This window comes from Alsobacter sp. R-9 (genome assembly GCF_054612375.1).
Genome location: NZ_JBTSWJ010000026.1, coordinates 1 through 24017 on the forward strand (window position 1 = coordinate 1; position 24017 = coordinate 24017).

General features: G+C 70.4%; 20 protein-coding genes and 1 pseudogene. 14 read left to right on the forward strand and 7 right to left on the reverse strand.

What is annotated here, in order from left to right; genetic code table 11:
* Positions 1 to 318, forward strand: a pseudogene (locus ACX9GQ_RS24290) (hypothetical protein); the annotation flags it as partial.
* A gap of 72 nt (positions 319 to 390) precedes the next feature.
* Here the strand turns inward: ACX9GQ_RS24290 and ACX9GQ_RS24295 are convergent.
* The 3 genes from ACX9GQ_RS24295 to ACX9GQ_RS24305 all read right to left on the reverse strand — a co-directional run bounded on the left by ACX9GQ_RS24295 (position 391) and on the right by ACX9GQ_RS24305 (position 4274).
* A complete protein-coding gene (locus ACX9GQ_RS24295; RefSeq protein ID WP_459632197.1) occupies positions 391 to 1107 on the reverse strand; it encodes a class I SAM-dependent methyltransferase in 717 nt (238 codons plus the stop codon).
* Positions 1104 to 2024, reverse strand: a complete 921-nt coding sequence (locus ACX9GQ_RS24300; RefSeq protein WP_459632198.1) for a hypothetical protein — start codon at positions 2022 to 2024, stop codon at positions 1104 to 1106. The genes ACX9GQ_RS24295 and ACX9GQ_RS24300 overlap by 4 nt, the downstream gene beginning before the upstream one ends.
* 513 nt (positions 2025 to 2537) lie before the next feature.
* The gene (locus ACX9GQ_RS24305; RefSeq protein ID WP_459632199.1) at positions 2538 to 4274 is read right to left on the reverse strand and encodes an adenylate/guanylate cyclase domain-containing protein; all 1737 of its coding nucleotides are present in this window, start codon (positions 4272 to 4274) and stop codon (positions 2538 to 2540) included.
* A gap of 343 nt (positions 4275 to 4617) precedes the next feature.
* Here ACX9GQ_RS24305 and ACX9GQ_RS24310 point away from each other — a divergent pair, with 343 nt between their 5' ends.
* Positions 4618 to 6420 carry an NAD(P)/FAD-dependent oxidoreductase gene (locus ACX9GQ_RS24310; RefSeq protein WP_459632200.1) on the forward strand — a complete coding sequence of 601 codons (1803 nt, stop codon included), beginning with the start codon at positions 4618 to 4620 and terminating at the stop codon, positions 6418 to 6420.
* A 272-nt stretch (positions 6421 to 6692) separates the two neighbouring features.
* Positions 6693 to 7880: a TadE/TadG family type IV pilus assembly protein gene (locus ACX9GQ_RS24315; RefSeq protein ID WP_459632201.1), complete on the forward strand. Its 1188-nt coding sequence runs from the start codon at positions 6693 to 6695 to the stop codon at positions 7878 to 7880.
* Between the two features lie 52 nt (positions 7881 to 7932).
* Here ACX9GQ_RS24315 and ACX9GQ_RS24320 read toward each other — a convergent pair whose 3' ends face one another.
* Both ACX9GQ_RS24320 and ACX9GQ_RS24325 read right to left on the reverse strand, forming a co-directional pair.
* On the reverse strand, positions 7933 to 8976 hold the full coding sequence (locus ACX9GQ_RS24320) for an L-idonate 5-dehydrogenase (RefSeq protein ID WP_459632202.1): 1044 nt from the start codon (positions 8974 to 8976) through the stop codon (positions 7933 to 7935).
* 129 nt (positions 8977 to 9105) lie between these two features.
* A complete protein-coding gene (locus ACX9GQ_RS24325) occupies positions 9106 to 9954 on the reverse strand; it encodes a hypothetical protein (RefSeq protein ID WP_459632203.1) in 849 nt (282 codons plus the stop codon).
* Positions 9955 to 10026: 72 nt separating this feature from the next.
* Between ACX9GQ_RS24325 and ACX9GQ_RS24330 the strand changes: the two genes are divergently transcribed.
* The 4 genes from ACX9GQ_RS24330 to ACX9GQ_RS24345 all read left to right on the forward strand — a co-directional run bounded on the left by ACX9GQ_RS24330 (position 10027) and on the right by ACX9GQ_RS24345 (position 14755).
* A complete protein-coding gene (locus tag ACX9GQ_RS24330) occupies positions 10027 to 12045 on the forward strand; it encodes a CHASE2 domain-containing protein (protein ID WP_459632204.1) in 2019 nt (672 codons plus the stop codon).
* Between the two features lie 75 nt (positions 12046 to 12120).
* Positions 12121 to 12990 (forward strand): urea carboxylase-associated family protein, encoded by an 870-nt coding sequence (locus tag ACX9GQ_RS24335; RefSeq protein WP_459632205.1) that lies wholly within the window; start codon positions 12121 to 12123, stop codon positions 12988 to 12990.
* A gap of 455 nt (positions 12991 to 13445) precedes the next feature.
* Positions 13446 to 14435 (forward strand): iron exporter MbfA, encoded by a 990-nt coding sequence (gene mbfA / locus ACX9GQ_RS24340; protein WP_459632206.1) that lies wholly within the window; start codon positions 13446 to 13448, stop codon positions 14433 to 14435.
* The gene (locus ACX9GQ_RS24345; RefSeq protein ID WP_459632207.1) at positions 14435 to 14755 is read left to right on the forward strand and encodes a c-type cytochrome; all 321 of its coding nucleotides are present in this window, start codon (positions 14435 to 14437) and stop codon (positions 14753 to 14755) included. Before mbfA ends, ACX9GQ_RS24345 begins: the two co-directional genes overlap by 1 nt.
* Here ACX9GQ_RS24345 and ACX9GQ_RS24350 read toward each other — a convergent pair whose 3' ends face one another.
* Both ACX9GQ_RS24350 and ACX9GQ_RS24355 read right to left on the reverse strand, forming a co-directional pair.
* Positions 14756 to 16972, reverse strand: a complete 2217-nt coding sequence (locus ACX9GQ_RS24350; RefSeq protein ID WP_459632208.1) for an ATP-binding protein — start codon at positions 16970 to 16972, stop codon at positions 14756 to 14758.
* A 28-nt stretch (positions 16973 to 17000) separates the two neighbouring features.
* Positions 17001 to 17507, reverse strand: coding sequence for a putative pterin-binding protein (locus ACX9GQ_RS24355; RefSeq protein WP_459632209.1), 507 nt, complete (start codon positions 17505 to 17507; stop codon positions 17001 to 17003).
* 403 nt (positions 17508 to 17910) lie between these two features.
* On the opposite strand from ACX9GQ_RS24355, the gene ACX9GQ_RS24360 reads away from it, so the two are divergent.
* From ACX9GQ_RS24360 to ACX9GQ_RS24390, 7 genes are all read left to right on the forward strand, one after another.
* Positions 17911 to 18432, forward strand: coding sequence for a hypothetical protein (locus ACX9GQ_RS24360; protein ID WP_459632210.1), 522 nt, complete (start codon positions 17911 to 17913; stop codon positions 18430 to 18432).
* A 57-nt stretch (positions 18433 to 18489) separates the two neighbouring features.
* Positions 18490 to 19140: a GntR family transcriptional regulator gene (locus ACX9GQ_RS24365; protein WP_459632211.1), complete on the forward strand. Its 651-nt coding sequence runs from the start codon at positions 18490 to 18492 to the stop codon at positions 19138 to 19140.
* Positions 19137 to 20102, forward strand: a complete 966-nt coding sequence (locus ACX9GQ_RS24370; protein ID WP_459632212.1) for an alpha/beta hydrolase — start codon at positions 19137 to 19139, stop codon at positions 20100 to 20102. The genes ACX9GQ_RS24365 and ACX9GQ_RS24370 overlap by 4 nt, the downstream gene beginning before the upstream one ends.
* A gap of 13 nt (positions 20103 to 20115) precedes the next feature.
* Entirely contained in the window at positions 20116 to 21333 is a 1218-nt protein-coding gene (locus tag ACX9GQ_RS24375) for an ABC transporter substrate-binding protein (protein WP_459632213.1), read from the forward strand.
* A 64-nt stretch (positions 21334 to 21397) separates the two neighbouring features.
* On the forward strand, positions 21398 to 22300 hold the full coding sequence (locus tag ACX9GQ_RS24380) for a carbohydrate ABC transporter permease (protein WP_459632214.1): 903 nt from the start codon (positions 21398 to 21400) through the stop codon (positions 22298 to 22300).
* Positions 22297 to 23133 (forward strand): carbohydrate ABC transporter permease, encoded by an 837-nt coding sequence (locus ACX9GQ_RS24385; protein ID WP_459632215.1) that lies wholly within the window; start codon positions 22297 to 22299, stop codon positions 23131 to 23133. The genes ACX9GQ_RS24380 and ACX9GQ_RS24385 overlap by 4 nt, the downstream gene beginning before the upstream one ends.
* Positions 23130 to 24017 carry a sugar phosphate isomerase/epimerase family protein gene (locus ACX9GQ_RS24390; RefSeq protein ID WP_459632216.1) on the forward strand — a complete coding sequence of 296 codons (888 nt, stop codon included), beginning with the start codon at positions 23130 to 23132 and terminating at the stop codon, positions 24015 to 24017. The genes ACX9GQ_RS24385 and ACX9GQ_RS24390 overlap by 4 nt, the downstream gene beginning before the upstream one ends.

The following is a 24017-nucleotide window of genomic DNA, read 5'->3' on the forward strand; positions in this document are numbered from 1 at the left end:
GAGATGACCCAGCAGAACGCGGCGCTCGCCGAGGAGAGCGCGGCTTCCGCCGGCTCGCTCTCGAGCCAGATCCAGCGCCTCAACGACCTCGTGGCGACGTTCCGCACCAGCCAGACGGCGGGCAAGCGGGGCGGCATGCCCACCAGCGAGCCGGACCGGCTGCGTCGTCTGGCGGCGGACGCGTTCGCCGAGGAGCCTCGTCCGGCCCGGGCGGGTGCGGCCAAGGCCAGCATGAAGCCGGCCGCCAAACCCGCGCCGCGCCCGGCGGCGCAGCCGCGCCGCGCCTCGGCAGGCGGTGGCGGGTGGGAGGAATTCTGATCCCGCCACGTCTCGGTGCCCACGTGCACCGAGGACCCGGCACAGGGGCGGCGGGAGCAGGAGTGAGGACCGTCAGGCCGCAGACTGCCGGGCCACGGCGGCAGCCGGATCGAGGGCTGCCGCGATGGCGTCACCCTTTGCATCCGGCATGAGCCCGACGGCCCACAGGTCGTAGGCATCGCCCTGCCAGACACGCGCCTCGGCGAAGCCGGCCTCGACGAGCAGCCGGCCCAGGCGCTCCGCCGAGAAGGCGGTGCGGTGTGCCATGAAGCCGTTGCCGGCCGCCACCGAGCGTCGCAGGCCGAACATCACGTCCAGCGGCGTGACCGGGCCGGCGGGGGAGATGTAGAGGGGCTCCTCCAGCCGCCCCGCCGCGATCACCGCTGCGACGCGCACGATGTCGGGCGTTGTGATCACGCAGAAGCCGTCGCTCCGCAGGATCCGCACCAGTTCCCGCAGCGCCACGCCGACTTCGTGGTCGTGCAGGTGCTCGAGGTTGTGCGAGGACCAGACCGCGTCCATCCGGCGGTCGGCGAGGCACGATAGGTCCGTCGTCGACGCGACGAGGTCGGGTTGCACCTTCGGGTCGAGGTCGAGGCGGACCTCCTGCCAGGCCGAGGGCGGAAACAGCTCCTTCAGCCGGTTGCGGCGCGGGTTCCCGCAACCGACGTTGAGCACCAGCCTGCGCTCGGATTCCGCCGTCATTACGGCGCCGGTCGAGGACCGTTCCGCCATGTCGCGCAGGGGCCCGGCGCGCAGGCCCGGGAAGCCGGGTCCGTCGAGCGTCAATTCGGCCGGCTCGCGGCGGAGGCCCTGAACACGCGCACGCGGCCGCGCTCGACGGCGGCAGGAAGGGCCGCCGCGGCAGCCTTCGGTGCGGGCGTCGCGGGCGCGGCGACAGGCGCCTTCGCTTCGGCGGCGGCCGCCGGCTGCGCCTCGGCCCGGCGCAGGTCCACCTTCAGCCCGACGAGGGCCTCCTGGCCCGTGCGCCCGGTGAGCTCCACCTTCCGGCCAGCAGCCGTGCGCACCTCTCCCCCCATGAAGGCCGCCGAGACGACGAGCTCCCACGCGGAAGCAGCAGAACCGGTGAGTTCGAAGTGGACGAGGTTGATCGGGGTGGCCTGTCCCTTGGTTCCGACGGCCTGCCCCGGCACCCGGGCGGAATGGCGGCCGCGGCCGGGCATCTCGCAGCCATAGCCGAGCCGCAGCCCCTTGACCGGGGCGACCCACGACACCGCGAAGCTCTCGATGCGGTTGCGGGACTGAGGTGCTCCGATCCAGCCGTCCGGACCCGCCATGACGTCGCCCTGGCGCTGCACGTGCGCCGTGCTGGCGAAGGGGCCCTCGGAGCGGGCTGCAGCCGCGGGGGCCACCGCCGGACGCGTTTCGCCGCGCGGCGCAGAGGCCTCGCGATCCAGCGGCTCGAGCTTGAGCTCGACGTCCGTGGAGAGGCTCTCCGGCTGGCCGATGGCCGTGACGAGCAGGACGCTTGCCTGCGGCGCCATGATGGCGACGCAGTCGCCGAAGCGGGAGAGCGTGTTCTCGATCGCGTCCGGGGCGAAGAGGAAGCCGACCCCCGCCGAGGCGCCGGGCCGGCCCGCGACCATGACGCGCGGCGGACGCTTCATGTCCTTGGCGGACAGGTAGCGCAGCACGTGCAGGCCGCGGGGGATGTTGAAGAGGACGGTCGAGATCCGTTCGGTCATGAAACGCTCCGCAGGGGTGGACCGCCCGCCGCCGTGCGGACGCTCCCTCCTGCGAGGATTGGAATCCGACCTGCCCAAGTCAACGCGCGCGAGGCGTCGCCGGGCCGCGAACGCACGGGCTGGTTGACGGCCGCTTGCCCGCTTCCGTCACGAGTTGCGGAAACTTCGAGCGATCGGCCGGCTCAGCCGGCATAGAAGCCTCGTGTGCCGCGCACTGCTTGCCGTCCGCCCTGAGCCCACCGGCGGGCGACCGGACCTCTCGCCACCAATCCGGCGCCTCCTTCGATGGGCCGGTGCGGCATCGACCCCGAAATGAAAACGGCCCCGCCGGGGGCGGGGCCAAGGGAAGGGAGGAAGACGCAAATGGAACTTGCGTAGTCACATCAATGCACGTCGCGTGCCGTCCCTTTTCGTGTCATCGCGGGACGGATCGCGACCGAAGCAGCGGCCCGGGCGCCCATGGCGGCACGACCCGTCCCTCTTCGGGACGCGCGGCAGGGCAACGCGGCCCGCTCACTTGCCCTGTGCCAGCCAGACACCGTCCCATTCCGCCCCGGGAGGCTGGGCGGCGACGTACGCCTGGACCCGCCGCAGCATCTCCCGCGACGGCCCGTCCCCCGGCACCCGGTCGAGGCAGGCCGCGAAGGCGTCTGCGGCGCCGGACCAGTTCCGCGCCCGGTAGGCGGCGAGTCCCGTGGCGTAGGCCGCGGCCAGTTCCGCGGTCTCTCGCGCGGCCTCCGGTCCAGCCAGAACCTCGTACACGGTCTGCGGCTCCGGGTGCCCCTGAACCCGCACCGTGTCGATCTCCCGTATCACGAACCCCGGGCCCATCATGCGCGCCGTCGCCGCGGAGACGAGCAGAGCGGTGCCGTAGAGCTTGTTCAGCCCCTCGAGCCTCGAGGCGATGTTCACGGCCTCGCCCATCACGGTGTAGTTCATCGCCACCGCCGAGCCGATGTTGCCCGCGATCACCTCGCCCGTGGCGATGCCGATGCGGATCCCGAGGTCCGGGGCGTAGCCGCGCACGCCGAGGAGGTCCGGCAGTTCGCCTCGGAACGTCTCGAAGCGCTCGCGCTGGTCCAGCGCGGCCAGCACGGCGAGCCTCGCCTGCTCCGCCGGCTCGACGAAGGGGGGACCCCAGAAGGCCATGACGCCGTCCCCGGTGTACTTGTCGACGATGCCCTGATGTTCGCGCACGGCCTCCGTCAGCACCGTGAGGTAGCGGTTGAGGATGGTGATGAGCAGCGTCGGCGTCACCTCGCCGGAGAGCCTGGTGAAGCCGCGCATGTCGACGAATGCGATGGTCATCACGCGTCGGTCGCCGGCATTGCCGGCGAGCTCGGGCCGGTCGAGCACGCCCGCCACGACCTTGGGGTCCATGTAGCGCCCGAAGGTCTCGCGGATCTTCTCCTTCAGTCGCAGCTCGGCGAGCATCAGGTTGAACGCCCGCGTCAGCCGGCCGATCTCATCACCCGAGGTGACCGGCAGGTCCGCGTCGTAGCGACCCTGCTCGACCGCCTCCGTGGCGTGGAGCAGCCTGCGGATCGCCCCGACCACGCGCCGGGTGACGAGAAAGGCCATGAGGAGGCCGAGCGCGACGGCGAAGCCCAGCGTCAGCCAGGTGAGCCGGATGACGTTGCGCCCGCTTTCCTGCGTCTGGGTGACCGCCTCAGAGGCGAAGGAGAGGCTCTCCCGCCTGATCTCCTCCAGCCGCTCGTTCTGGCTGTCTCTCAGCGCGTCCAGCCGGACGAGGCCGCTGCGGATGGCGGTGGCGTCGCTGCGCCGCAGCGCGGAGAGGAAGGCGGCGCGTTCGGCGGCGTAGGACTCGCGCGCCTTCAGCGCTTCCTCGATGCGCGCGTCGAGCCGCCCCAGCAGGACGCGGTCCTCGACCCCTTGCCCGTCGCCGACCTGTGCCTCGATCGTTCGGCGCGCCGCCGCGAGCTCCTGCTCTGCCTTCCGGCCCGCGTCCTCCTCGTCGGAGAGGTGGGTGTCGAGGCCTCCGGCGTCGCCGTTCAGCACCTCGATCGCCGCCTGCCGCAGCGACAGGGACTGCTCCAGCGAACGGATGTGGGATCGGGCCAGCATGCCGTACACGGGCACGTAGGTCCGGTTGATCGTGCCGATCAGGTCGCCGACGCGCCGCGACATCGTCGTGTTGATGGCCGCCACGATCGCCATGAGGGCGATCAGGATGGCGGCGAGCGCGAAGATGGCGTTGCCGACGGAGGGCTGAAGGAAGCGGGAGCGCATCGAGAAGGAATCCGGTCGATGGACCGTATCCGGCCCTCCCGGCGCGGTCGAGCCCGAGCTTGCCAAGGCCGTCCCTCGCGCCTCGCGCCGCTCCGCCGCGCTCACGGCGCGGGGCTCCGCGACAGTGCCGTCATTGCGCACGGGGGCAGCGGGTGCCAAGCTTTCGGTCGGGAGGAACGCCGGCGAAACGGCAGCAAGCCGACGACAGGGCAGGGGGCGTGATGCGACCCTCGTTTGCCGGTCGTGGTCTGCCGTCCGCGCCCCCGGCGAACGCCGGCCGTCCTCCCGACGAAGGCAACCGTGCGGCCCGGCAAGAGGCCCGCACCCGGGAGGGAGAACCCGCATGCTCGACACTACCGCGACGTCCCGCATGGAAGCGTTCCTGGGACGCTTCGGCGCAGCCCTCGAAAAGGGCGACGTCGATGCCGCGTCCGCCATGTTCGCCGACGACGGCTACTGGCGCGACCTCGTGTCCTTCACGTGGAACATCAAGACGATGGAGGGTCCCGCGCAGGTGCGCGACATGCTCTCCCACTGCCTGAAGCACGTGAAGCCGCGCGACTGGCACGTGGCTCCCAACGAGACCGCCACCGAGGGCGGCGGGATGACCGAGGCCTGGATCACCTTCGAGACCGAGGTGGCCCGCGGCTACGGCCACATCCGCGTGCGCGAGGATGGCCGCATCTGGACGCTGCTGACCACGATGGTCGAGCTGAAGGGCCACGAGGAACGCGCCGGCTTCACCCGGCCGCTGGGTGCCAAGCACGGCTTCAACCCCGGCGCCAGGACGTGGAAGGAAGAGCGCGAGGAGGAGCAGCGCAGCCTCGGCTACACCAAGCAGCCCTACGTGCTGATCATCGGCGGGGGGCAGGGCGGCATCGCGCTCGGCGCGCGGCTGCGGCAGCTCGACGTCCCGACCATCATCGTCGAGCGCAACGAGCGCCCCGGCGACAGCTGGCGCAAGCGCTACAAGTCCCTCTGCCTGCACGACCCGGTCTGGTACGACCACCTGCCGTACATCGACTTCCCGAAGAACTGGCCCGTCTTCGCGCCGAAGGACAAGATCGGCGACTGGCTCGAGATGTACACGAAGGTGATGGAGCTCAACTACTGGACGAAGACGACCGCCAAGAGCGCCCGCTGGGACGAGGCGAAGAAGGAGTGGGAGGTCGTCGTCGACCGGGACGGCACGCCCGTCACGCTGCGGCCCAAGCAGCTCGTCTTCGCCACCGGCATGTCGGGCAAGGCCAACATCCCGAAGTTCAAGGGCATGGAGAACTTCAAGGGCGACCAGCACCACTCCTCGCAGCATCCGGGGCCGGACGCCTACAAGGGCAAGAAGGCGGTCATCATCGGCTCCAACAACTCCGCGCACGACATCGCCGCGGCGCTCTATGAGCACGGGGCGGACGTGACGATGGTGCAGCGGTCCTCGACGCACATCGTCAAGTCCGACACGCTGATGGAGGTGGGGCTCGGCGACCTCTATTCCGAGCGGGCCGTGCAGGGCGGCATGACCACCGCCAAGGCCGACCTGATCTTCGCCTCGCTGCCCTACGCCATCCTCCACACGCTGCAGAAGCCGGTCTACGACAAGATCCGGGAGATCGACGCCCAGTTCTACAAGGACCTCGAGAAGGCCGGGTTCTGGCTGGACTATGGCGTCGACGACAGCGGCCTGTTCATGAAGTACCTGCGCCGCGGCTCGGGCTACTACATCGACATCGGCGCGTCGCAACTGATCATCGACGGCAAGATCAAGCTTGCCCGGGGGCAGGTGGTCGAAATCACCGAGCACAGCGTGAAGCTGGACAGCGGCAAGGAGCTGCCGGCCGACCTGATCGTCTACGCCACCGGCTACGGCTCGATGAACGGCTGGGTCGCCGACCTCTGCGGCCAGGAACTGGCGGACCGGGTCGGCAAGGTGTGGGGCCTCGGCTCCGGCACGCCGAAGGACCCGGGTCCGTGGGAGGGGGAGCAGCGCAACATGTGGAAGCCGACGCAGCAGGAGGCCCTGTGGTTCCACGGCGGCAACCTGCACCAGTCGCGCCACTACTCGCAGTTCCTGTCCCTGCAACTGAAGGCGCGCATGGAGGGCATCCCGACGCCCGTCTATGCCTTGCAGGCGTCCCATCACAAGGGATGAGGCCTCCGGCACAAGCTTAACGGTGGCGACGGCCCGGCAAGCCCGGGCCGTCGTTCCGTCAAGCCTCAGCTCGCGGGATCGGGCGCCGCCGGATCGCCTCAGGGCGACAGCAACTCGAAAAAAATCAATCGCTTGGACGACGCCCGACGATCGGTCGAATTTTCATGTTAAGTTGCGGGTGACAACTTAAACCTCGTTGAGCGAACTTAAACGGCCGCGTTGCATGCAACTTCGTGCAGGCGGATTGTGGAGAGGTGAACGGAGACCTCCCCATGCTGCTTCGGCTGTTCAGAGAGCATGAAAAAGGAACGGTGCTGACCGCCTTCGGCGTCATGGCGATCCCGATCGGGATGGTCGTGGGCGGTGCCGTCGACTTCACGCGCGTCATCCAGTACCGCACCCAGATGCAGGCCCGCACCGACGCGGCCGCGCTGGCCGCGGCCCAGTCGCTGAGCACGGACAAGACCGCGGTGGCCCAGCGCTACGTCGGCGATCTCGCGTTCCCGATGACGCTGACGGCGACCGTCGACGGCAACAAGGTCACGGTATCCGTGGCGAGCACCGTGCCGTCCCCGTTCCTCTCCATCGTCGGGACGAAGGGGATGGAGGCGCGGACGAAGGCAACGGCCGAAAAGCTGAAGGACGGCCCCCCGGCCTGCCTGCTCGCGCTCAACCCGACAGTCTCGGGTGCGATCAGCTTCTCCGGCTCGTCGTCGACGATCGCCCTCGGGTGCGCGGTCTACAGCAATTCGTCCAGCGACAGCGCCATCAGCGTGTCGGGCAGCGCGTCCGTGAAGGCGGACGGCTTCTGCAGCGTCGGCGGCTTCGCCGGGCCTTCGAACATGCAGCCCGAGCCGCAGAAGCGGTGCCTGCCGGCGGAGGATCCCTACGCCAAGAAGACGGCGCCGACGGCGAGCGGTTGCGACTACAACAACTACTCCGTGCAGCCGAAGAAGAACGTCAAGCTCAACCCGGGCACCTACTGCGGCGGCCTCGACATCAAGGGCGACGCCCAGCTCCAGCCCGGAACCTACATCATCAAGGACGGCCCGCTGCAGATCTCCAGCCAGTCCAACGTGTCGGGATCCGAGGTGCTTTTCGTCCTGACGGGCAAGTCGGCCGGCTTCACGATCAACGGCGGCGCTTCGATCGACCTCAAGGCGTCGACCAGCGGCAACTACGCCAACATCCTGATCTTCCAGGACAAGAACTCGAACGTCGGCGCCGGAAACACGATCAACGGCGACTCCAACACCAAGCTGCAGGGCGGAATCTACACGCCGACGCAGACCGTGACGCTCAACGGATCGGGTTCGTTCGGCCAGTCGAACGTCTACATGCCGGTGGTCGCCGACCAGATCAAGCTGACCGGCAACGCGACCACGCAGGCCGACGTGACCAAGCTGTCCACGCCGGCCGACGTCGCCCGGCTGCGCAACGCCGTTCGCCTCGTCAACTGAGCAGACATTGCCAATGGCCGGTCAGGCGCCGCTCCCCAGGGGCGGCGCCGTCTCATTCGCCGAGGCGGATCGCGACCTTCGTGGCGCGCTTGCGGTCCGAGGCGAGCGAGAAGGCGAGCACGGCGTCGGCCAGCGGGTAGACGCCCGAGATCATCGGCCGGAAGTCGATCAGCCGCTCGCCGATGATGCGGGCGGCCTCCCCGAACTCCTGGTCGAACCGGAACGTGCCGACGACCTCGATCTCCTTCGTGACGATCGTGTTCATGGGCATCGGCGCATCGCCACCCAGGCCCACCAGCACCATGCGGCCGCCGGGGCGCAGGGTCGGCAGGACGCCGGCCATGGCGCCCGGTGCGCCCGAGCACTCGAACACCACGTCGATCTGGCCCCGGTTTTCGGTGAGGGGCGCCAGCGCGTCCGGGCCGCCGGACACGTCGATGGCCTCGTCGACGCCCATCGCGCGGGCGGTGGCGAGGCAGTGCGGCGTGATGTCGGTCGCGACGACCGACGACGCGCCCGCATGGCGCGCCGCGGCCGCGACGAGGATCCCGATCGGCCCGCAGCCTGACACCAGAACCCGCGCGCCGCGGATGTCACCGGCCCGGTTGACGGCATGAAGCGACACGGACAGGGGCTCGCACAGCGCGGCCTCTTCCGGCGAAACCGTGTCGCCCATGGGAAAGAGGCGACCGGCCTCCACGACGATCGACTCGCGGAACAGGCCCTGCTCGTGCGGAAAGCGCATCGCGCTGCCGTTGAAGCGCATGTTCTCGCAGTGAATCCTCCGTCCGGCGCGGCAGGGCGCGCAGGCCAGGCAGGGCCGGCTCGGGTTCACGGCGACGAGCGCGCCGGGGCGAAGGCCCGTGACGCCGGACCCCACGGCCTCGACGTAGCCCGAGGCCTCGTGGCCGAGGATCATCGGCTCCTTGATGCGGACGGTGCCGAAACCGCCGTGGTGGTAATAATGCAGGTCGGATCCGCAGATGCCGCCGGCCGCCATCCGCACGAGGACTTCCCCCGGGCCCGGTGCGGCGCCCGCGGCGGGAAGGGTGTCGATCCGCAGGTCGTGCGGGGCGTGGATGACGACGGCTTGCATGGACGGTCCTCTCGGCTGCGCCGCGGGACCCACTCGGTCCGCCGGCGCGCGGCGGGCCGATCATGCGGAGCGGAGCCCTTCCGTCAAGGCTCGCGAGGGACCGCTTCGACCCTCCGCCCGCCGGCGCTCTCAGGGCCGCACGGTATAGATGAGGTCCCCGGAGGCGACGTCGAAGGAGCCGGGCGGGCAGGACGTTCCCTCGGCCCGCCGTGCCTTCATCGCCGCCGTCAGCCTCGAAAGCGTGGCGGGCCGCGTCGCACGCGCCTCGAACAGGTCGAGCATGCCGCAGCGGCCGGCATGGACCGGGACGGCGAAGGCGATGACCCTGCCCTCGCCGGGGGTCTGGGCCTGGATGGTGGCGCGGCCGGCGGGATCGGGCACGTCGGCGAAGGCGCCGGGCCGCATGGCCAAGGGGACGCCGCCCGTGGCCCGGCGGGGCCCTTCGATCTCGGTCAGCGCTCCCCGTTCGTCCTGGTCGAACACGTAGAGCGCGCCGGAAATGGGGCTCGCAACGCGGAACGTGACGTTCGCGCCGCGCTTCAGCGTGACGCCGCCCGGCATGTCGATGACGACGCGCGGCTGTCCCGACGCCGCCGGGCCGATCGACCGCATCAGGATGCCGCCCGCCACGCCGGACGTCTGCACCTTGGGTTGTCCCGGACAACGCACGCGCTCGCGCTTGGCCTCGGCGCTCGTGGCGATGCCGCCGAAGGCGACTTCGACGCGGCCGGCATTGACCTCCACGCGCTCGCAACTGCGCAGGTGGACGATGGTCATGGAGGCCCCGCCGCCGAGTTCGAAACGCGCCGGCGCGTCGAGCGTCGTGAACGGCGCGACCGGAGGCGAGATCGTTCCCTTCACCGCCGTGACGGTCGCCAGGCCGAGTTCCTCGCCATCGGCCGCGTCTTGCGCGTTGGCGGCGTTGCCCCCGAGGGCAAGGCAGGCTGCAAGCAGAAGTGGCGCTACACTGTCGCGCATGTCGATTCCCCAGCCCCACCGCACCCGCGGCAGAGCACACGAGCCGGGCGGAACCCGCAAGAGGTCAGGCGCTTGAAGCGCCGCAGTGCCCCCATCCTTGCCGGGCTGGCGGCGGCGGTGCTGTGCGCCGCCGCACCCGGCGGTCTGGACCTGCCGAGGGTCGACGGGCTCGTCTCGGATGCCGGCACGTGGCTGCGCTGGCGGACAGGGCTGGCGCAGCCGCCGGCCACGTCCGTCGCCGTCGTTTCGGTCGACGCGCGATCGCTGGCATCGCGGGATCTGCGCGGCGTCCCGCGGCTGCTACTGGGTCCGGTCTGGGGGCAGGCGACACAGGCGCTGGTCGAGGCCGGGGCGAAGGCCGTGGTCTTCGACATCGTCTTCGCCACCTCGATGGACGACTGGATGCGCCGGCAGCGGCTGAACGCCGCCCCGGATCGCCCCTTCCTCCAGGTTTTGCAGGAGCAGCAGGACCGCATCGTCCTTGCGCGCACCGGGGGGACCGTCCCGGCGGTCCCGTTCCGTCTCGCCCTCGGCGCGGACGAGCATGCGGGCCGGCTGGGCCTCGCCGAGATCGAGGGAGACGAGGACGGCGTCGTTCGTCACGTCGTCCAGTCGGTGGCGGGCCCGGATGGTCCGCTGCCCACTCTCTCCGCTGCGGCAGCGGCGCTCGCCGGGCATCCGTCCTCCTTGCCGACGGTCCGGCCGCGGGTGGACGGGCCGCTGGAGCAGGCGATCCCGGTCATCCCGCTCGAGGCCGTCCGGGCCTGCCCGGCGGGGCCGGACGGAACGGCGAAGCTGGCGGGCCTCGTCCGGGACCGCGTCGTCTTCATCGGCACGACCTTGGCGGAGGAGGACCGGCGCTTCGCCGGCGATCGGTTCGTTTTGCCGATGTTGCCAGAACCCGCCCAGACCCCCGTCACCCCCTGTGCCGCCGGTCCCGCCGTCCCTTCGGCGCCGGCGACGGGCACCGTTCCAGCCGTGTTCCTGCACGCGGCCGCGACCGCCGCCCTGCTGGAGGGCAGGGGGCTCGTCGAGGCGTCGCCGTGGTCTCGCGCGGCGCTTGCGCTGGCGTCAGGCGCCGGCACGGCCGCACTCGCCGCCTCGGCCGGCCCCCTGCTGGTGGCGGCGGGCCTCCTCGCCGCGCTCGCGGGCCTCGCCCTTGTCGGAATGCTCGCGCCGCTGGCCTTCGTCGACCTGTCCGTGTCGGGGGCGATGGTCACCGCCGTGCTCGCCGCGGCGGTCACCTACGCCCTTCGGCTCCTCGTCACCGAGCGCCGCGAGCGTCACGTGCGCCGCGTGTTCGGCACCTATCTCGCACCGAAGGTGGTGGCCGAACTCGCGGAGCAGGACCAACTGCCTGCCCTCGGCGGCGAGACGCGCGAGCTGACCGTGCTCTTCTCCGACCTCGCCGGCTTCACCAGTCGCTCGGAGCGAATGACGCCGGAAGAGGCGATCGGCCTCGCCAATGCCTGCCTTGCCCACGTGGTGGAGGCGGTCGACGCCAGCGGCGGGTACGTCGACAAGTTCATCGGCGATGCCGTGATGGCCCTGTGGAACGCTCCGGCACCGCTCGCGGACCACCCGAGGCGCGCGCTCGAGGCGGCGCTGACCGCCATCGCCGGGCTCGCCCGGGCGGAGGAGGGCCGGGAACGGCCGATCCGGATGCGCATCGGGATCGAGTGCGGCGAGGCGGCCGTGGGCACGGTCGGCACGCCCGGCCGGCGGGCCTACACGGCCATCGGCGATACCGTGAACGTCGCCGCCCGCCTCGAACAGCTGTGCAAGAGCCTCGACGTGCCGATCCTGCTGGGGCCGGGGCTCGCCGCCCGCCTGCCGGCCGGTACGACGGTGCCCGTGGAGACCGTCCGCCTGGCGGGGCGGGAAACGGAGACGACCGTCTCGCTGCCAGCGGATCTCCTGCGCGACGTGCCGCCCGACCTGCTCGAATCCTACGCGGCCTGCCGGGCCGCGGCGGGCGCGAACCCGGCGCAGGCCGGCGCGGGGTTCGCGCGGATCGCCGGCGATCCCCGGGCGGGCCTCCTGCGCGGTCCCGCGCGTCGCCTCGCGGAGAGACTGTCGGGCGCAGCCTAGCCCCGGTGACGAGGTCTGCTAGGCTCGATGCCAGTCCAAAGCCGAGCCCGAGCTCGTTCCCTGCAAGGATCCGCGATGAAGCCTGCCCCGATCACGCCAGCGCCCGCCGATGCCGAGGCCCGCCGCGCCATCCGGCCCGTCGTCTGCTACCCCGTCGACACGCTGCCCGTGCCCGACATGGCGCTCTATCGGGCAGCGCGCGAGACGCTGCGGAGCGTGGGGGACGTGATCGTGCCGCCGCGGGAGGCCCGCTGCTTCCGCGTGCCGGCCGGCCACTTCTTCCGCATCCACAGCATCGAGGGGCCGCAGGTGGGAGACCTCAACCTGTGGTCCGCCACCGACCTCGGCGAGCGCTTCTACTCGGGCAAGACGCGGGCGCTGCACGGGACGCACCTGTCGACCGGCGACCGGATGTGGTCGTCGTTCCCATACCTGCGTCCGATGGCGACAATCACCCACGACACGCTGGACTGGTACGGCTTCGACGACTACGGCGGCGGCATCCACGACGTGATCGGCACGCGCTGCGACCCGTATACTCACAACCTGCTGTCCGGAGGCGGGCAGTACGACCACTGCTGCCACTCGAACCTCGTGCGGGCCCTCGTCGCGGAGACGGGCCTGCCGGTCACGGAAGCGGAGCGGCACGTGCACGACGTGCTCAACGTCTTCATGTGCACGGGCTTCACCCGCGACACCGGCCAGTACTTCATGAAGGCGAGCCCAGTGCGGCCTGGGGACTACCTGGAGTTCCTCGCCGAAATCGACCTGCTCGGCGCTCTCTCGACCTGTCCGGGGGGCGACTGCTCGAGCGAGCATTCGAGCGACGTGGCCGCCTGCCACCCGCTGCGGGTCGAGATCCTCGCGCCGGCACCGGGCGCGCTGGAGGGCTGGGCGCCGCCGGGGCCGAACGGCTACAGGGGCGGGCACGGCCTGCGCCGCTAGGCCGCACCTCCCGTCCGGAGCACTTGCCCAGGATCAAGGCGAGAACGCCTCGCGCGGCGCACGCTCTCTTCTATAGAGGAGAGAGGTGCGCCATGCCGGCAATCCGTCCTGAACACGCCGACGCGCGTCCCCTTTGGCCCCAGCACCACCGGGCGATGGAGCGGCTCGAGCTCTTCGCGGACGCGGTGGAGCGGCTCGGCCTCGACGTGACCTGCCTCGATACGGCAGCGGCGAGTCGTGCCTGTCTCACCTGCGGGCAGGATGCGACCTGCCGCCTCTGGATGGCCAGCGGAGCCGGCGGTCTTCCGCCGGGATGCGCGAACGGGAGGCGGTTTCAGGTCGGCCTCGGCCGGAAGATCGGCTCCGGCGGGCATGGCCGATCCGCAGAAATGCCAATGGACGACGTCCGGGTGCCGGCCTAATTTGGAATCGTTCCAAACAGAGGCACCCCCGACATGCTTCCTCGCTTCTCGTGGCCCGGTTCGGGAAAGCGGCGCTTCTCCGAACTCTCCGAACAGGAGATCCTCGCCCTCGCGATTTCCTCCGAGGAAGAGGACGGTCGCATCTACGCGACCTATGCCTCCCACCTGCGCAAGGACTACCCGGCGTCGGCCGCCGTCTTCGACGGCATGGCCGCTGAGGAGGACACGCATCGCCAGCGGCTGATCGAGGCCTACCGCCGCCGCTTCGGCGAACTCATCATCCCCATCCGGCGCGAGCACGTGGCGGACTTCTACGCCCGCAAGCCGATCTGGCTCGTCGAGACCCTCGGTCTGGACAAGATCAGATCAGAGGCGGCCGACATGGAGCGCGAGGCGCACGACTTCTACGTCGCCGCCGCCGGGCGCACCACGGACGCCGAGACACGCAAGCTGCTCGGCGACCTCGCGATGGCCGAGAGCCACCACGAGGCGGAGGCGAACCGGCTGTCGTCCGAACTGGTCGCCGGCGAGGAGAAGGAGGAGGAGGACGCCGCCTCCCGCCGCCAGTTCATCCTCACCTGGGTCCAGCCGGGCCTGGCCGGCCTCATGGACGGCTCGGTCTCGACGCTGGCACCGATCTTCGCCACGGCGTTCGCCACGCAGGATCCCTGGACCACGTTCCTCGTCGGCCTGTCCGCCTCCGTCGGCGCCGGCATCTCGATGGGCTTCACCGAGGCGGCGCACGACGACGGCAAGCTCTCGGGACGCGGATCGCCATGGAAACGCGGACTCGCCTCCGGCGTCATGACGGCGCTCGGCGGGCTCGGCCACGCGCTGCCCTACCTCATTCCGCACTTCTGGACGGCCACGGCGCTCGCGCTCGTCATCGTCTTCATCGAGCTGTGGGCCATCGTCTGGATCCAGAACCGCTTCATGGAAACGCCCTTCCTGCGCGCGGCATTCCAGGTCGTCCTGGGCGGCGGCCTCGTGCTGGCGGCCGGCATCCTCATCGGAGGCGCATGATGAAGGGCAGGGTGGCTTTCGCCTTCGTTGCCGCGCTCACCGTTCCCGTGTCAGCGGCCTTCGCGCAGAAGCGATCCGCCTTGCCCCCCGCACCGCCGAACGTCGAGGCCTGCGCGCCCTGCCACGGGCTCGACGGGATCGCGAAGGACGTCGAGGTGCCGCACCTCGCCGGGCAGAACGTCGTCTATCTCTACAACCAGTTGCGCGCATTCCGGACGGGAAAGCGCCCGCACAAGGAGATGCGCTACATGTCCAGGCATCTCTCGGAGGCGGAGATGGAGGCGCTGGCAGACTACTACGCGGCACTCCCGCGGGAATGATCAGGCGGCGTCGGCCGCCGTCTCGACGTGGTAGGGGGATGCCGCGGCGCGCGTCCGCAACAGGGCGGCCTGCAGCGGCTCCAGCGACGCCGGCCGATCCTCGGCAAGATCGTTCCGGATCCGCGCCGCCGCCTCGGCGATGGCGCGGTATCCCACGGTCTGCGCCGATCCCTTGAGGGCGTGAACGGCCCGGTCGAGGGCCTGCCGGTCGTCCGCCACCAGCGCCTCCGTCATGGTGTCCACGAGGCGGGCGGCGTCGGTCCAGAAGCTGTCGACGACGACCGCCATCATCTCCCCGCCCAGTTCGTCCGTCATCGCCTCGATCTGCTGGCGGTCGAAGATTCCGTCCGTGATCATGGTGTCTCCCTCCGGCCGGGCGTCTGCCGCCGGCGTGGCGGACCGCCCCGCGACCCAGCGCGCGAGAACGGCCTCGATCTTGGTGCGGTTCACCGGCTTGGCGACGAAATCGTTCATGCCGGCGGCGAGGCAGTTGTCCCGGTCGGAGACGAAGGCATTCGCCGTCAGCGCGACGATCGGAACGTCGGCAATCCCCAGTTCGCGGATGCGCCGCGTCGCGCCGAGCCCGTCCAGGTTCGGCATCTGCATGTCCATCAGGATCAGGTCGTAGGGCTTGCGCCCGGCCATCGCCACGGCCTCGAGCCCGTCGCAGGCGCAGTCGACGACGGCACCCAGGCGCTCGAGGAGGGCCTGCGCGACGTGTCGGTTGGTGACGTTGTCTTCCACAACCAGTACGCGCGCGCCCGGAGCCGGCGCGGGCGCCGGCTGGGTGGCCGCCGCCTGCGCGGCCCGCCCCGGCGTGATCCCCTCGACCGGGACGTCGAGCGTGAACGTGCTCCCCTGGCCGGGCGTGCTTTCGACGCCGATCTCGCCGCCCATCGCGCCGGCGATGCGCTGGCAGATGGCGAGGCCGAGGCCGCTGCCGCCGAAGCGCCGCGTGATGCTGGCATCGGCCTGGCTGAACTGCTGGAAGAGCCGGCCCATCGCGTCGGCAGGAATGCCGATGCCGGTGTCGGAGACGCTGACGACGAGGCGGGGCCGCCCGTCCGGACCGCTCGCGGCTCGAGCGTGGACCGTGACATTGCCCACGTCGGTGAACTTCACGGCGTTGGCTAGGAGGTTGACGACCACCTGGCGGATGCGGGCCTTGTCGCCCGTCACCACGACGGGGTCGCAGCCGACGACGAGGGACAGGCCCTTCTCCCGGACTCGGTCGGCGACGATGCGCACGGCCCCGTCGACGGCCTCGGAGAGCTCGAAGGGCACGCTGTCGAGGTCGATGGAGCCGCTTTCGAGCTTCGAGTAGTCGAGGATGTCGTCGATGAGGGCCAGAAGCGCGTCGGAGCACTCCCGGATCGACTCGATCCGCCGGCGCTGCTGGGGGGCGAGGTCCGGATCGTCGAGGAGGTCGACCATCCCCACGATGCCGTTCAGCGGCGTGCGAATCTCGTGGCTCATGGCCGCGAGGAAGGACGACTTGGCCCGGTTTCCCGCCTCGGCGAGCTTTGCGGCCTGCTCGTAGCGCCGGCTGAGCTCGCGCAGTTCCCGCTGGGACTTCTTGATCTCGTGAAGCTGGCGCCAGAGGAGCACGATCACGCCGGCGAGCGTCAGCGTGAGGCCGGCCACCGCGACGCCGAGTTGGAAATAGAGCTGACGCGTCCGCTCCCGCTCCTCGACCAGCAGGGCGGCCTTCCGCTCGTTGGCGGTCATGAGGAGCCGCTCGGTGACCTCGCGCAACCGGGACAGTCGGCTGACGATCCCCGCGGCGCTGTCGTCCGAGATCTGCGCCGCGCCCACGAGAGCGTCGAAGGACGGCGCCAGGTCGACGATCTGGGACCGGGCCTTGCCGACGAGGTCCGCGAGTTCCGCGGATGCGCCGAACTTGCGGCCGTAGTCTCCCTGCATCAGCATCCCGATCCGGCTGTAGAGGATGTCGAAGCGGGTCGTGACGGCGTCGACTGCCTTCTCGCCGGGCGTCGCTCGGGCGGCCTGGAGTTCTGCGCCGAGGCGCACCACCTCGCGGTCGAGCTGGTAGCTCGCCCAGATCGCGTCCTCCCGCACCGATTGCGCGACGATGGTGTTGCGCTCGTCGATGGCGAGGAAGGACACGGCCACGAGGACGAGCATCGCGACGCTGGCCATGACCAGCGCCGGCATGCCCAAGACGCGGCGGCGGGCGGGGGACCCCTGCGCGTCCATCGTCGTTCCTCCGGGCCTCGGGCGGGGGTCAGCGGACCTCGATCGACTTCACCTGCCAGACCGACCGGTTGAAGTACTTCTCGTTGAACAGCGAGGCGTCCGCGTCGAAGGGGTAGATCACGAAGAGGGGGCCCTTCTCGCGCACGGACATCGGCTTTCCGTCGAGCTTCGTGGCGAGGATCACCGGCCACTTCTTGAAGTCCTCGACCGGGATCTCGGCGGCATAGTCGTTCAGCGCGACGATGCGCAGCGTCTGCCCGCGGGCACCCACGGCGTCGAGGATCGCGGAACCGAGCGGGCCCTCGAACGTGGTCTTGGTGGTGTACCAGGGAGTGTTCACCGCGGTGACGCGGCCGGGAAGCTTCTCGAGCATCCCGATGTCGAAGACGGCGCCTTCCGGCGCGTTCTTGACCTCGATGGCGCCGGAGACCGTGAGCACCACCTTGCCCTCGGGGCGAGGCAGGCCATCGGCGCGGGCGGGCGCCACGGTGAGGACGAAGGCCGCGACGGCGGCGGCGAAGGCGGTCTTGAGCATGTCTGCGCTCCAAATCACCGGGCCATTCTCCCCCCGGGGGGCCGGGAGCCCACGGTGAAACTAACGGTTGCAATGACCTCACCTTGCACCGGGAGCCATGAAAATTCCGGCGACGAAATCGCTTCAAATTGTTCGCATCGAAGCGTTATCGCGTCGAAACGCCAGCCCGTCCCATCACGGAAGCCCGTCGGTAGTTATCCGACCCCGATTCACACGTGCGTTTTCAGGGGTTGTTGAGACTTGGCGGCGTTGATGGGTGCACGGTGTGCGTGGCCTGCGCACGCCGGGTCTGCCTCAAAGGCGAGCTGTCGGACCACCCCCCGAACCCGCACGCGCTCGTCGTCGAACGGCCCTGGCCGGATTGCGAAACCGCGGTGCCCTGTCCCTCCGGCGGAACCACGCGATGATGATCCTCCCCCGAAAGCCGGTCGCGCCGTTGTCGCGCCGCCACGTCGCAAGTCTCTCCCTGTCCTACGAGCAGAGCCCCTGCCACGCGATCATGCCGACCCTCGTCGTCGAGCCCGACGGGGCCGTTGCCGATGCCCTGACGGCCTCCCTCGGCACCCTCGGGATCGGGGACGTCGACATCGTCGGCACCCTCGAGGACGCGCTGCGCCGGATCGGCGAGCGGGAGTACAGCATCATCGTCGTGCGCCACGACGCGGGACCGCGCGCCCTCGTGGACCTCTTCGTCACGATGGCGGCGTCGCTCCACGGCGAGGGCAATCCGGCGATGGTCGTGACCGGCGCGGGCTCGTCCAGCGAGCACTGGCTGCCCGTACCCGTCGAATGGCTTCCGGAGCCGCGCCGGCCCGAGGAGGCGAGGGCGGCCGTCCGCCGCGCCGTTGCCGCTGCAGGCACGTCCTGCGGCTCCGCACCGTACTGCCGCCGCCGGACCTGTCCGCTGCTCCCGTCCGCAGCCTGAGGCGAACCGGTCGCGCCCGCTTGCGCAACCGGGACGGTTCAATTATCGATATCGATAATGAGCCGCGCCGTACCCCTGCTGCGTCCACGCGACGCCATCTACGCGACCCTCAAGCGGCGCATCCTGCTCAATGAGCTCGAGCCGGAGACCGTCCTCACCGAACTGGGCGTCGCCCAGGAGCTGGGCTGCAGCCAGGGCACCGTGCGCGAGGCCCTGCTGCGTCTCCAGGAGGACGGGCTCGTCCTGCGCTCGGGGCGCCGCGGCACCACCGTCACCCCGCTCGACGAGGACGAGGCCGCCGAGGTCCTCGCCCTGCGCCGCCGGCTGGAGGCGAGGGGCGCGCTGCGCGCCGCGGCCAACCGCACGCCCGAGGACGTGACGCGCCTGCGCAGGCTGCTCGCGGCCATGGAGCGGGCCGCGGGCCAGGGCGACGAGTACGCGCTCATCGAACTCGACACGGAGTTTCACCTGGCCATCTTCCAGATGGCCGGGCTCCGGGCGCTGGAGCAGATCCTGCAGCGCTGCATCCTTCATTCTCATCGCCAGAAGCTCTGGGAGCCTCGCCACCGCCGCCCGCTCGAGCGCACGGCGGCGCGCCATCGCCCGATCATCGACGCGCTGGAGGCCGGCGGACAGCCGCTCGCCGACGCCCTCGTCCACCACATCGACACCATCGTCGACGTCGCTCCAGAGCCTGACGCGCCATGACAGCCTTCATCGACCCGCACCAGTCCGCCATCCTCGACGCCATGCGCGCCCAGCCGGGCGTCGACCTCAAGACGCTGCCCATCGCCGAGGCGCGGGCCACGTTCGAGGCGAACCAGCGGCCATGGGTGCACTGTCCCGTGCCCGCGGGACCGGTCGAGGAGTTCCAGATCCCCACGCCGGCGGGCCCCATGCGGGGGCGGCTCTACTGGCCGGAGGGACGCGGGGAGGGGGGGCACGAACCCATCCCGCTCGTCGTCTTCGCGCATGGGGGAGGCTGGACCTTCGGGTCGGTCGATACGCATGGCGGGACGATGCAGACGCTGGCCGCCTTCTCCGGCTGCGCGGTGCTCGGAATGGACTACCGCCTCGCGCCGGAGCATCCGTTCCCCGCCCCGCTCGAGGACGTGCTCGCCGCCGTCGCCTTCGCTCGCGCGGGAGGCCTCGGCGCCGGCATTGACGCCTCGCGCATGGCACTGGCCGGGGACAGCGCCGGAGCGAACCTCTCGCTCGGCGCGATGCTGGCGCTTCGGGATGCCCGGTTGCCGGTCCCGCAGACGGCAACGCTCTTCTACGGCTGCTTCGGCCCCGTGTTCGACACCGCCAGCCATCGCGCGTTCGGCGATGGCACCTACCTGCTGTCGACGGTCAACATGCAGTGGTACTGGCGCAATTTCGTGCGGGAGGAGGGGCTCGCCGCGCCCCATCCGCATGCCGCGCCCCTGACGGCGGACCTCGCCGGCCTGCCGCCGCTCTACCTGAACGCGGCCGGCCTCGACCCGCTCCTCGACGACACGCTCATCATGTGCGAGCGCCTGTCCCACGCCGGTGTCCGGAACCGCTTCGACCTGTGGCCGGGCGTCGTGCACGGCTTCCTGCGTCTCGCCCGCGAATTGCCGGCCGCCGTGCACGCCCTGCGCGCGGCGGGCGACCACCTTCGCCAGACCCTCAACGACAACAATTGAACGGAGGAAACCGATGAAACGCAGAACATTCCTGCAGCTGGCCGGCGCCAGCGCGCTCGCCCCGGCCCTCGCGCGTCCGGCCCTCGCGCAGCAGGCGACGGTGCGCTGGTGGTACCACTACGACAACCCCCAGAACACGCCGGCCGAGCTCATCGCGAAGTTCGAGAAGGAGAACCCCGGCATCAAGATCCAGGCCGAGGCGATCCCGTGGGGCGGCGGCAACGACTACGCCACGCGCATGTTCGCCGCCGTCGTCGCCGGCAACGCGCCGGACTGCGCGCAGGTGAAGCTCAACAACATGGCGCGGCTCCTCGAGATGGACGCGCTCGCCCCGCTCGACGACTACCTCAAGGGCTGGGCGGGTCGCGCCGACATCGCCGACAGCGTGTGGACGCTCAACCGCTCCGCCAACGGGAAGCAGTACTACCTGCCGCTGCACTACGTTGTGCTCTACCTCTACTACCGGCCCGACCTGTTCCAGGCCGCCGGCCTGCAGCCGCCCAAGACCTTCGACGAGTTCCTCGCGGCAGCCAAGGCGCTCACCAAGGGTGACGTCTACGGCTTCGGCATGCGCGGCGGCGGCGGCGGCCAGGACAACTGGGGCGCCTTCGTGCTCGGCGGCGGGGCGAGTTTCGCCAAGGGCGGCATGGTCAGCGAGAAGGCGCTCGCCGCCAACCGCTGGTACGTGGCGCTCGCCCGCGAGCACAAGGTGGTGCCGCCTTCGGCGCCGGCCGACGGCTTCCGCCAGATCGTCGACGGCTTCAAGGCCGGCCGCTCGGGCATGATCATCCACCACATCGGCTCGTCGAACGAGATGGTGCAGGCGCTCGGCGACAAGGTGTCGGCGGTCCCGGTGCCAACCTCGCCCGGCAACAAGGGCTGGACGCAGTTCGGCGACGAGTCGAACGCCATCTTCGCCCAGTCGAAGAACAAGGACGCCGCCTTCAAGTGGATCTCGTTCCTCTCGACGGGCGAGAACAACGCGGCGCAGGCGAAGCTCTCGGGCCAGCTGCCGATCTGCACCTCGGCCGCAGCGACGTGGAACGGCCACCAGAAGCGCTTCGTCGACGCATCGGTCGCCTCGCTGCCGATCGCGGGCGTCCTGCCCGACAGCCCGAAGACGGCGGACTTCGCCGGCACGGTCTGGCCGCAGAACATGCAGCGGGCCCTGCTCGGGCAGATCTCGCCCGACGACATGATGCAGGCGATCGAGAAGCTCTACCACGGCTGACACCCGCGGACCGGCCCGGCGCCCGCAGGGGCGCCGGGCCCGGCCATCGCTTTCACACGGCACCATGACCCGTTCGACACCGGCCGGGACCGCGCTGCGCGAGTCCCTGACACCCTACCTTTTCCTGCTGCCGGCGATGGCCGTGACGCTGGCGGTCGTGCTCGTGCCTGTGGCGCAGACGCTGTGGATGAGCCTGCACGACTACGTGCTCTTCCGTCCGCGCAACGTGCCGTTCATCGGGCTCGGCAACTTCGCGCGTCTCCTGAAGGACGAGGTGTTCTGGATCTCGCTGGTCAACTCCGCGTGGTGGATCGGGCTCGTTGTCGGCCTGCAGTTCGCGCTGGGGTTGGTCACGGCGCTCCTGCTCAACCAGAGCTTCTGGTGGCGCGGAGTGGCCCGGGCGCTGATCATCATCCCCTGGGCGCTGCCGAGCGTGATCATCGGCCTGACCTGGACGTGGATGTACGACTTCAATGTCGGTGTGCTGAACGACCTGCTGCTGCGCGCGGGGATCGTCGAGAAGCCAGTCGCCTGGCTTGCCCAGCCGGACACGGCCTTCTACGCCATCGTGCTGGCGCTCATCTGGCAGGGGTTCCCGTTCTTCGCGGTCACCATCCTCGCCGGCCTGCAGACCATCCCGGACGAGTTGATCGAGGCGGCGGAGATCGACGGGGCGACGCGCTTCCAGCGGCTGCGCTCCGTCATCCTCCCGTCCATCGCCGGCGTCATCGCCACCGCGCTCCTGCTACGCACGATCTGGGTGGCGAACTCGCTCGACGTCATCCTCGTCATGACCGGCGGGGGCCCGGGCTACGCCACGCACACGCTGCCGCTCTACGCCTTCCTCAAGGCCTACAGCGGCATGGAGTTCGGCTACGGTTCGGCGCTCGCGCTGGTGCTGACGGCGCTGCTGCTCGCGGTGGTGTTCGTCTACGTCCGCCGGCAGGCGCGGGAGCTCGGGCGATGATCGACCGCCGCTCCGCCGCCCGCCGCTTCGTCGAGGTGGAGATCCCGGTCCTCCTGATCGTGATCTTCGCCATTGGGCCCTATGCCTGGATGATGCTGACCTCGCTGAAGAGCGATGCCGACATCGCCGCATGGCCGGTGCGGTACCTGCCGACGGCCGTGACCTTCCAGCACTACGCCATGCTGCTGGAGCGCACGTCCTTCGCGGGCAACCTGCTCAACAGCATGATCGTGGCGACCGGAGCCTGCCTGCTCGGGCTCGGCGTGAGCCTGCCAGCCGCCTACGCCTTCTCCCGCTTCCGGTTTCCCGGCCGGAGGGTGCTGATGACGCAGTTCCTCGTCATCAACATGTTCCCGATCGTCCTGATCATCATCCCGCTCTTCGTGCTGATGCGGCAGTTCGGCCTGCTCGACACCGTCATCGGCATCGTGCTCGGCCACTCGACCTTCGCGATCCCGTTCTCGATCTGGATGCTCACGAGCTACATGAACGCCATTCCGGGCGAACTGGACGAGGCGGCGCGCATCGACGGGGCGAGCCGGCTGCAGACACTGCGGCTCGTGCTGCTGCCCGTCATCATGCCGGGCATCGTGACCACGGGCATCTACATCTTCGTGACGTCGTGGAACGAGTACCTCTTCGCGATGATGCTGTCGGGGCAGAACGTCCGGACGGTCACGGTCGCCCTGCAGCTTTTCATCGGCGAGTTCACGGTGCAGTGGGGCCTTCTCACGGCCGGCGGCACGCTGATCGCCATCCCCGTCACCATCCTCTTCCTCCTCGTCCAGAAGCGGCTCGTGAGCGGTCTCACGTCCGGCGCGGTGAAATCATGACAAGACCCAATCCCATCGGCGTCATCTCGATGTTCTACGCCCGGCCCTTCGGCCGAGAGCACTTCCCGACCTTCGCGCGCATGAAGGCGGCCGGGTGCGACTTCGTGGAGCTGCTGGTGCCCGAGCCGGGCGAACTCGACCTTGCAGAGACGCGCGCGGTGCTCGCCGACCACGGTCTCGGTGTCGTGCTCGCCGCCCGGGTGAACCTCGCCCGCGACCTCGCGAGCGTTGACGCCGCCGCGGCGGAAGCCGGCGCTTCGTATCTCGAGAGCTGCGCCGACATCGCTGCAGAACTCGGTGCCTCCATCGTCGGCGGCCCGCTCTACGGCGCTCCGCTGGTGTTCGCCGGACGGCCGCCGGCCCCCGTCGGGGAGGACGAGCGCCGCCGCCGCATCGACCAGATCGTGGCCGGTCTTCGGCGCGCCGGGCGGCATGCCGCCGACAAGGGCGTCGTCTTCGGCATCGAGCCGCTGAACCGCTTCGAGACCGACATCGCCAACACGACCGGGCACGGGTTGGCGCTGGCGGAGGCGGTCGACCTGCCGAGCGTCGGGGTCATGCTCGACACGTTCCACATGAACATGGAGGACCCCGACATCCCCGCCGCCATCCGGCGCGCCGGGCCGCGGGTCGTCCATTTCCAGGCCAACGAGAACCACCGTGGCTTCATCGGCTCCGGGCACATCGACTGGCCGGCCGTCGCCCGCGCGCTGCACGACATCGGCTACAGGGGCCCGATCACGCTCGAGCCGTTCCGCCGGGACGACGAGCGCCCCGGCGTGCCGCTGGCCCAGTGGCGCGCGCCGCAGAAGGACGAGGACGGCGAACTGGCCGCCAGCATCGCCGCCCTCGACGCGGCGCTGCGCTTCGCCGGCCGGCGCTGA

Bases quoted from the DNA above. Each gene is read 5' to 3' on its own strand.
- ACX9GQ_RS24300 (WP_459632198.1), bottom strand. From the start codon at position 2,024: ATGACCGAACGGATCTCGACCGTCCTCTTCAACATCCCCCGCGGCCTG.
- ACX9GQ_RS24305 (WP_459632199.1), bottom strand. From the start codon at position 4,274: ATGCGCTCCCGCTTCCTTCAGCCCTCCGTCGGCAACGCCATCTTCGCG.
- ACX9GQ_RS24310 (WP_459632200.1), top strand. From the start codon at position 4,618: ATGCTCGACACTACCGCGACGTCCCGCATGGAAGCGTTCCTGGGACGC.
- ACX9GQ_RS24315 (WP_459632201.1), top strand. From the start codon at position 6,693: ATGCTGCTTCGGCTGTTCAGAGAGCATGAAAAAGGAACGGTGCTGACC.
- ACX9GQ_RS24320 (WP_459632202.1), bottom strand. From the start codon at position 8,976: ATGCAAGCCGTCGTCATCCACGCCCCGCACGACCTGCGGATCGACACC.
- ACX9GQ_RS24325 (WP_459632203.1), bottom strand. From the start codon at position 9,954: ATGCGCGACAGTGTAGCGCCACTTCTGCTTGCAGCCTGCCTTGCCCTC.
- ACX9GQ_RS24335 (WP_459632205.1), top strand. From the start codon at position 12,121: ATGAAGCCTGCCCCGATCACGCCAGCGCCCGCCGATGCCGAGGCCCGC.
- mbfA (WP_459632206.1), top strand. From the start codon at position 13,446: ATGCTTCCTCGCTTCTCGTGGCCCGGTTCGGGAAAGCGGCGCTTCTCC.
- ACX9GQ_RS24345 (WP_459632207.1), top strand. From the start codon at position 14,435: ATGAAGGGCAGGGTGGCTTTCGCCTTCGTTGCCGCGCTCACCGTTCCC.
- ACX9GQ_RS24350 (WP_459632208.1), bottom strand. From the start codon at position 16,972: ATGGACGCGCAGGGGTCCCCCGCCCGCCGCCGCGTCTTGGGCATGCCG.
- ACX9GQ_RS24355 (WP_459632209.1), bottom strand. From the start codon at position 17,507: ATGCTCAAGACCGCCTTCGCCGCCGCCGTCGCGGCCTTCGTCCTCACC.
- ACX9GQ_RS24360 (WP_459632210.1), top strand. From the start codon at position 17,911: ATGATGATCCTCCCCCGAAAGCCGGTCGCGCCGTTGTCGCGCCGCCAC.
- ACX9GQ_RS24365 (WP_459632211.1), top strand. From the start codon at position 18,490: ATGAGCCGCGCCGTACCCCTGCTGCGTCCACGCGACGCCATCTACGCG.
- ACX9GQ_RS24370 (WP_459632212.1), top strand. From the start codon at position 19,137: ATGACAGCCTTCATCGACCCGCACCAGTCCGCCATCCTCGACGCCATG.
- ACX9GQ_RS24375 (WP_459632213.1), top strand. From the start codon at position 20,116: ATGAAACGCAGAACATTCCTGCAGCTGGCCGGCGCCAGCGCGCTCGCC.
- ACX9GQ_RS24380 (WP_459632214.1), top strand. From the start codon at position 21,398: ATGACCCGTTCGACACCGGCCGGGACCGCGCTGCGCGAGTCCCTGACA.
- ACX9GQ_RS24385 (WP_459632215.1), top strand. From the start codon at position 22,297: ATGATCGACCGCCGCTCCGCCGCCCGCCGCTTCGTCGAGGTGGAGATC.
- ACX9GQ_RS24390 (WP_459632216.1), top strand. From the start codon at position 23,130: ATGACAAGACCCAATCCCATCGGCGTCATCTCGATGTTCTACGCCCGG.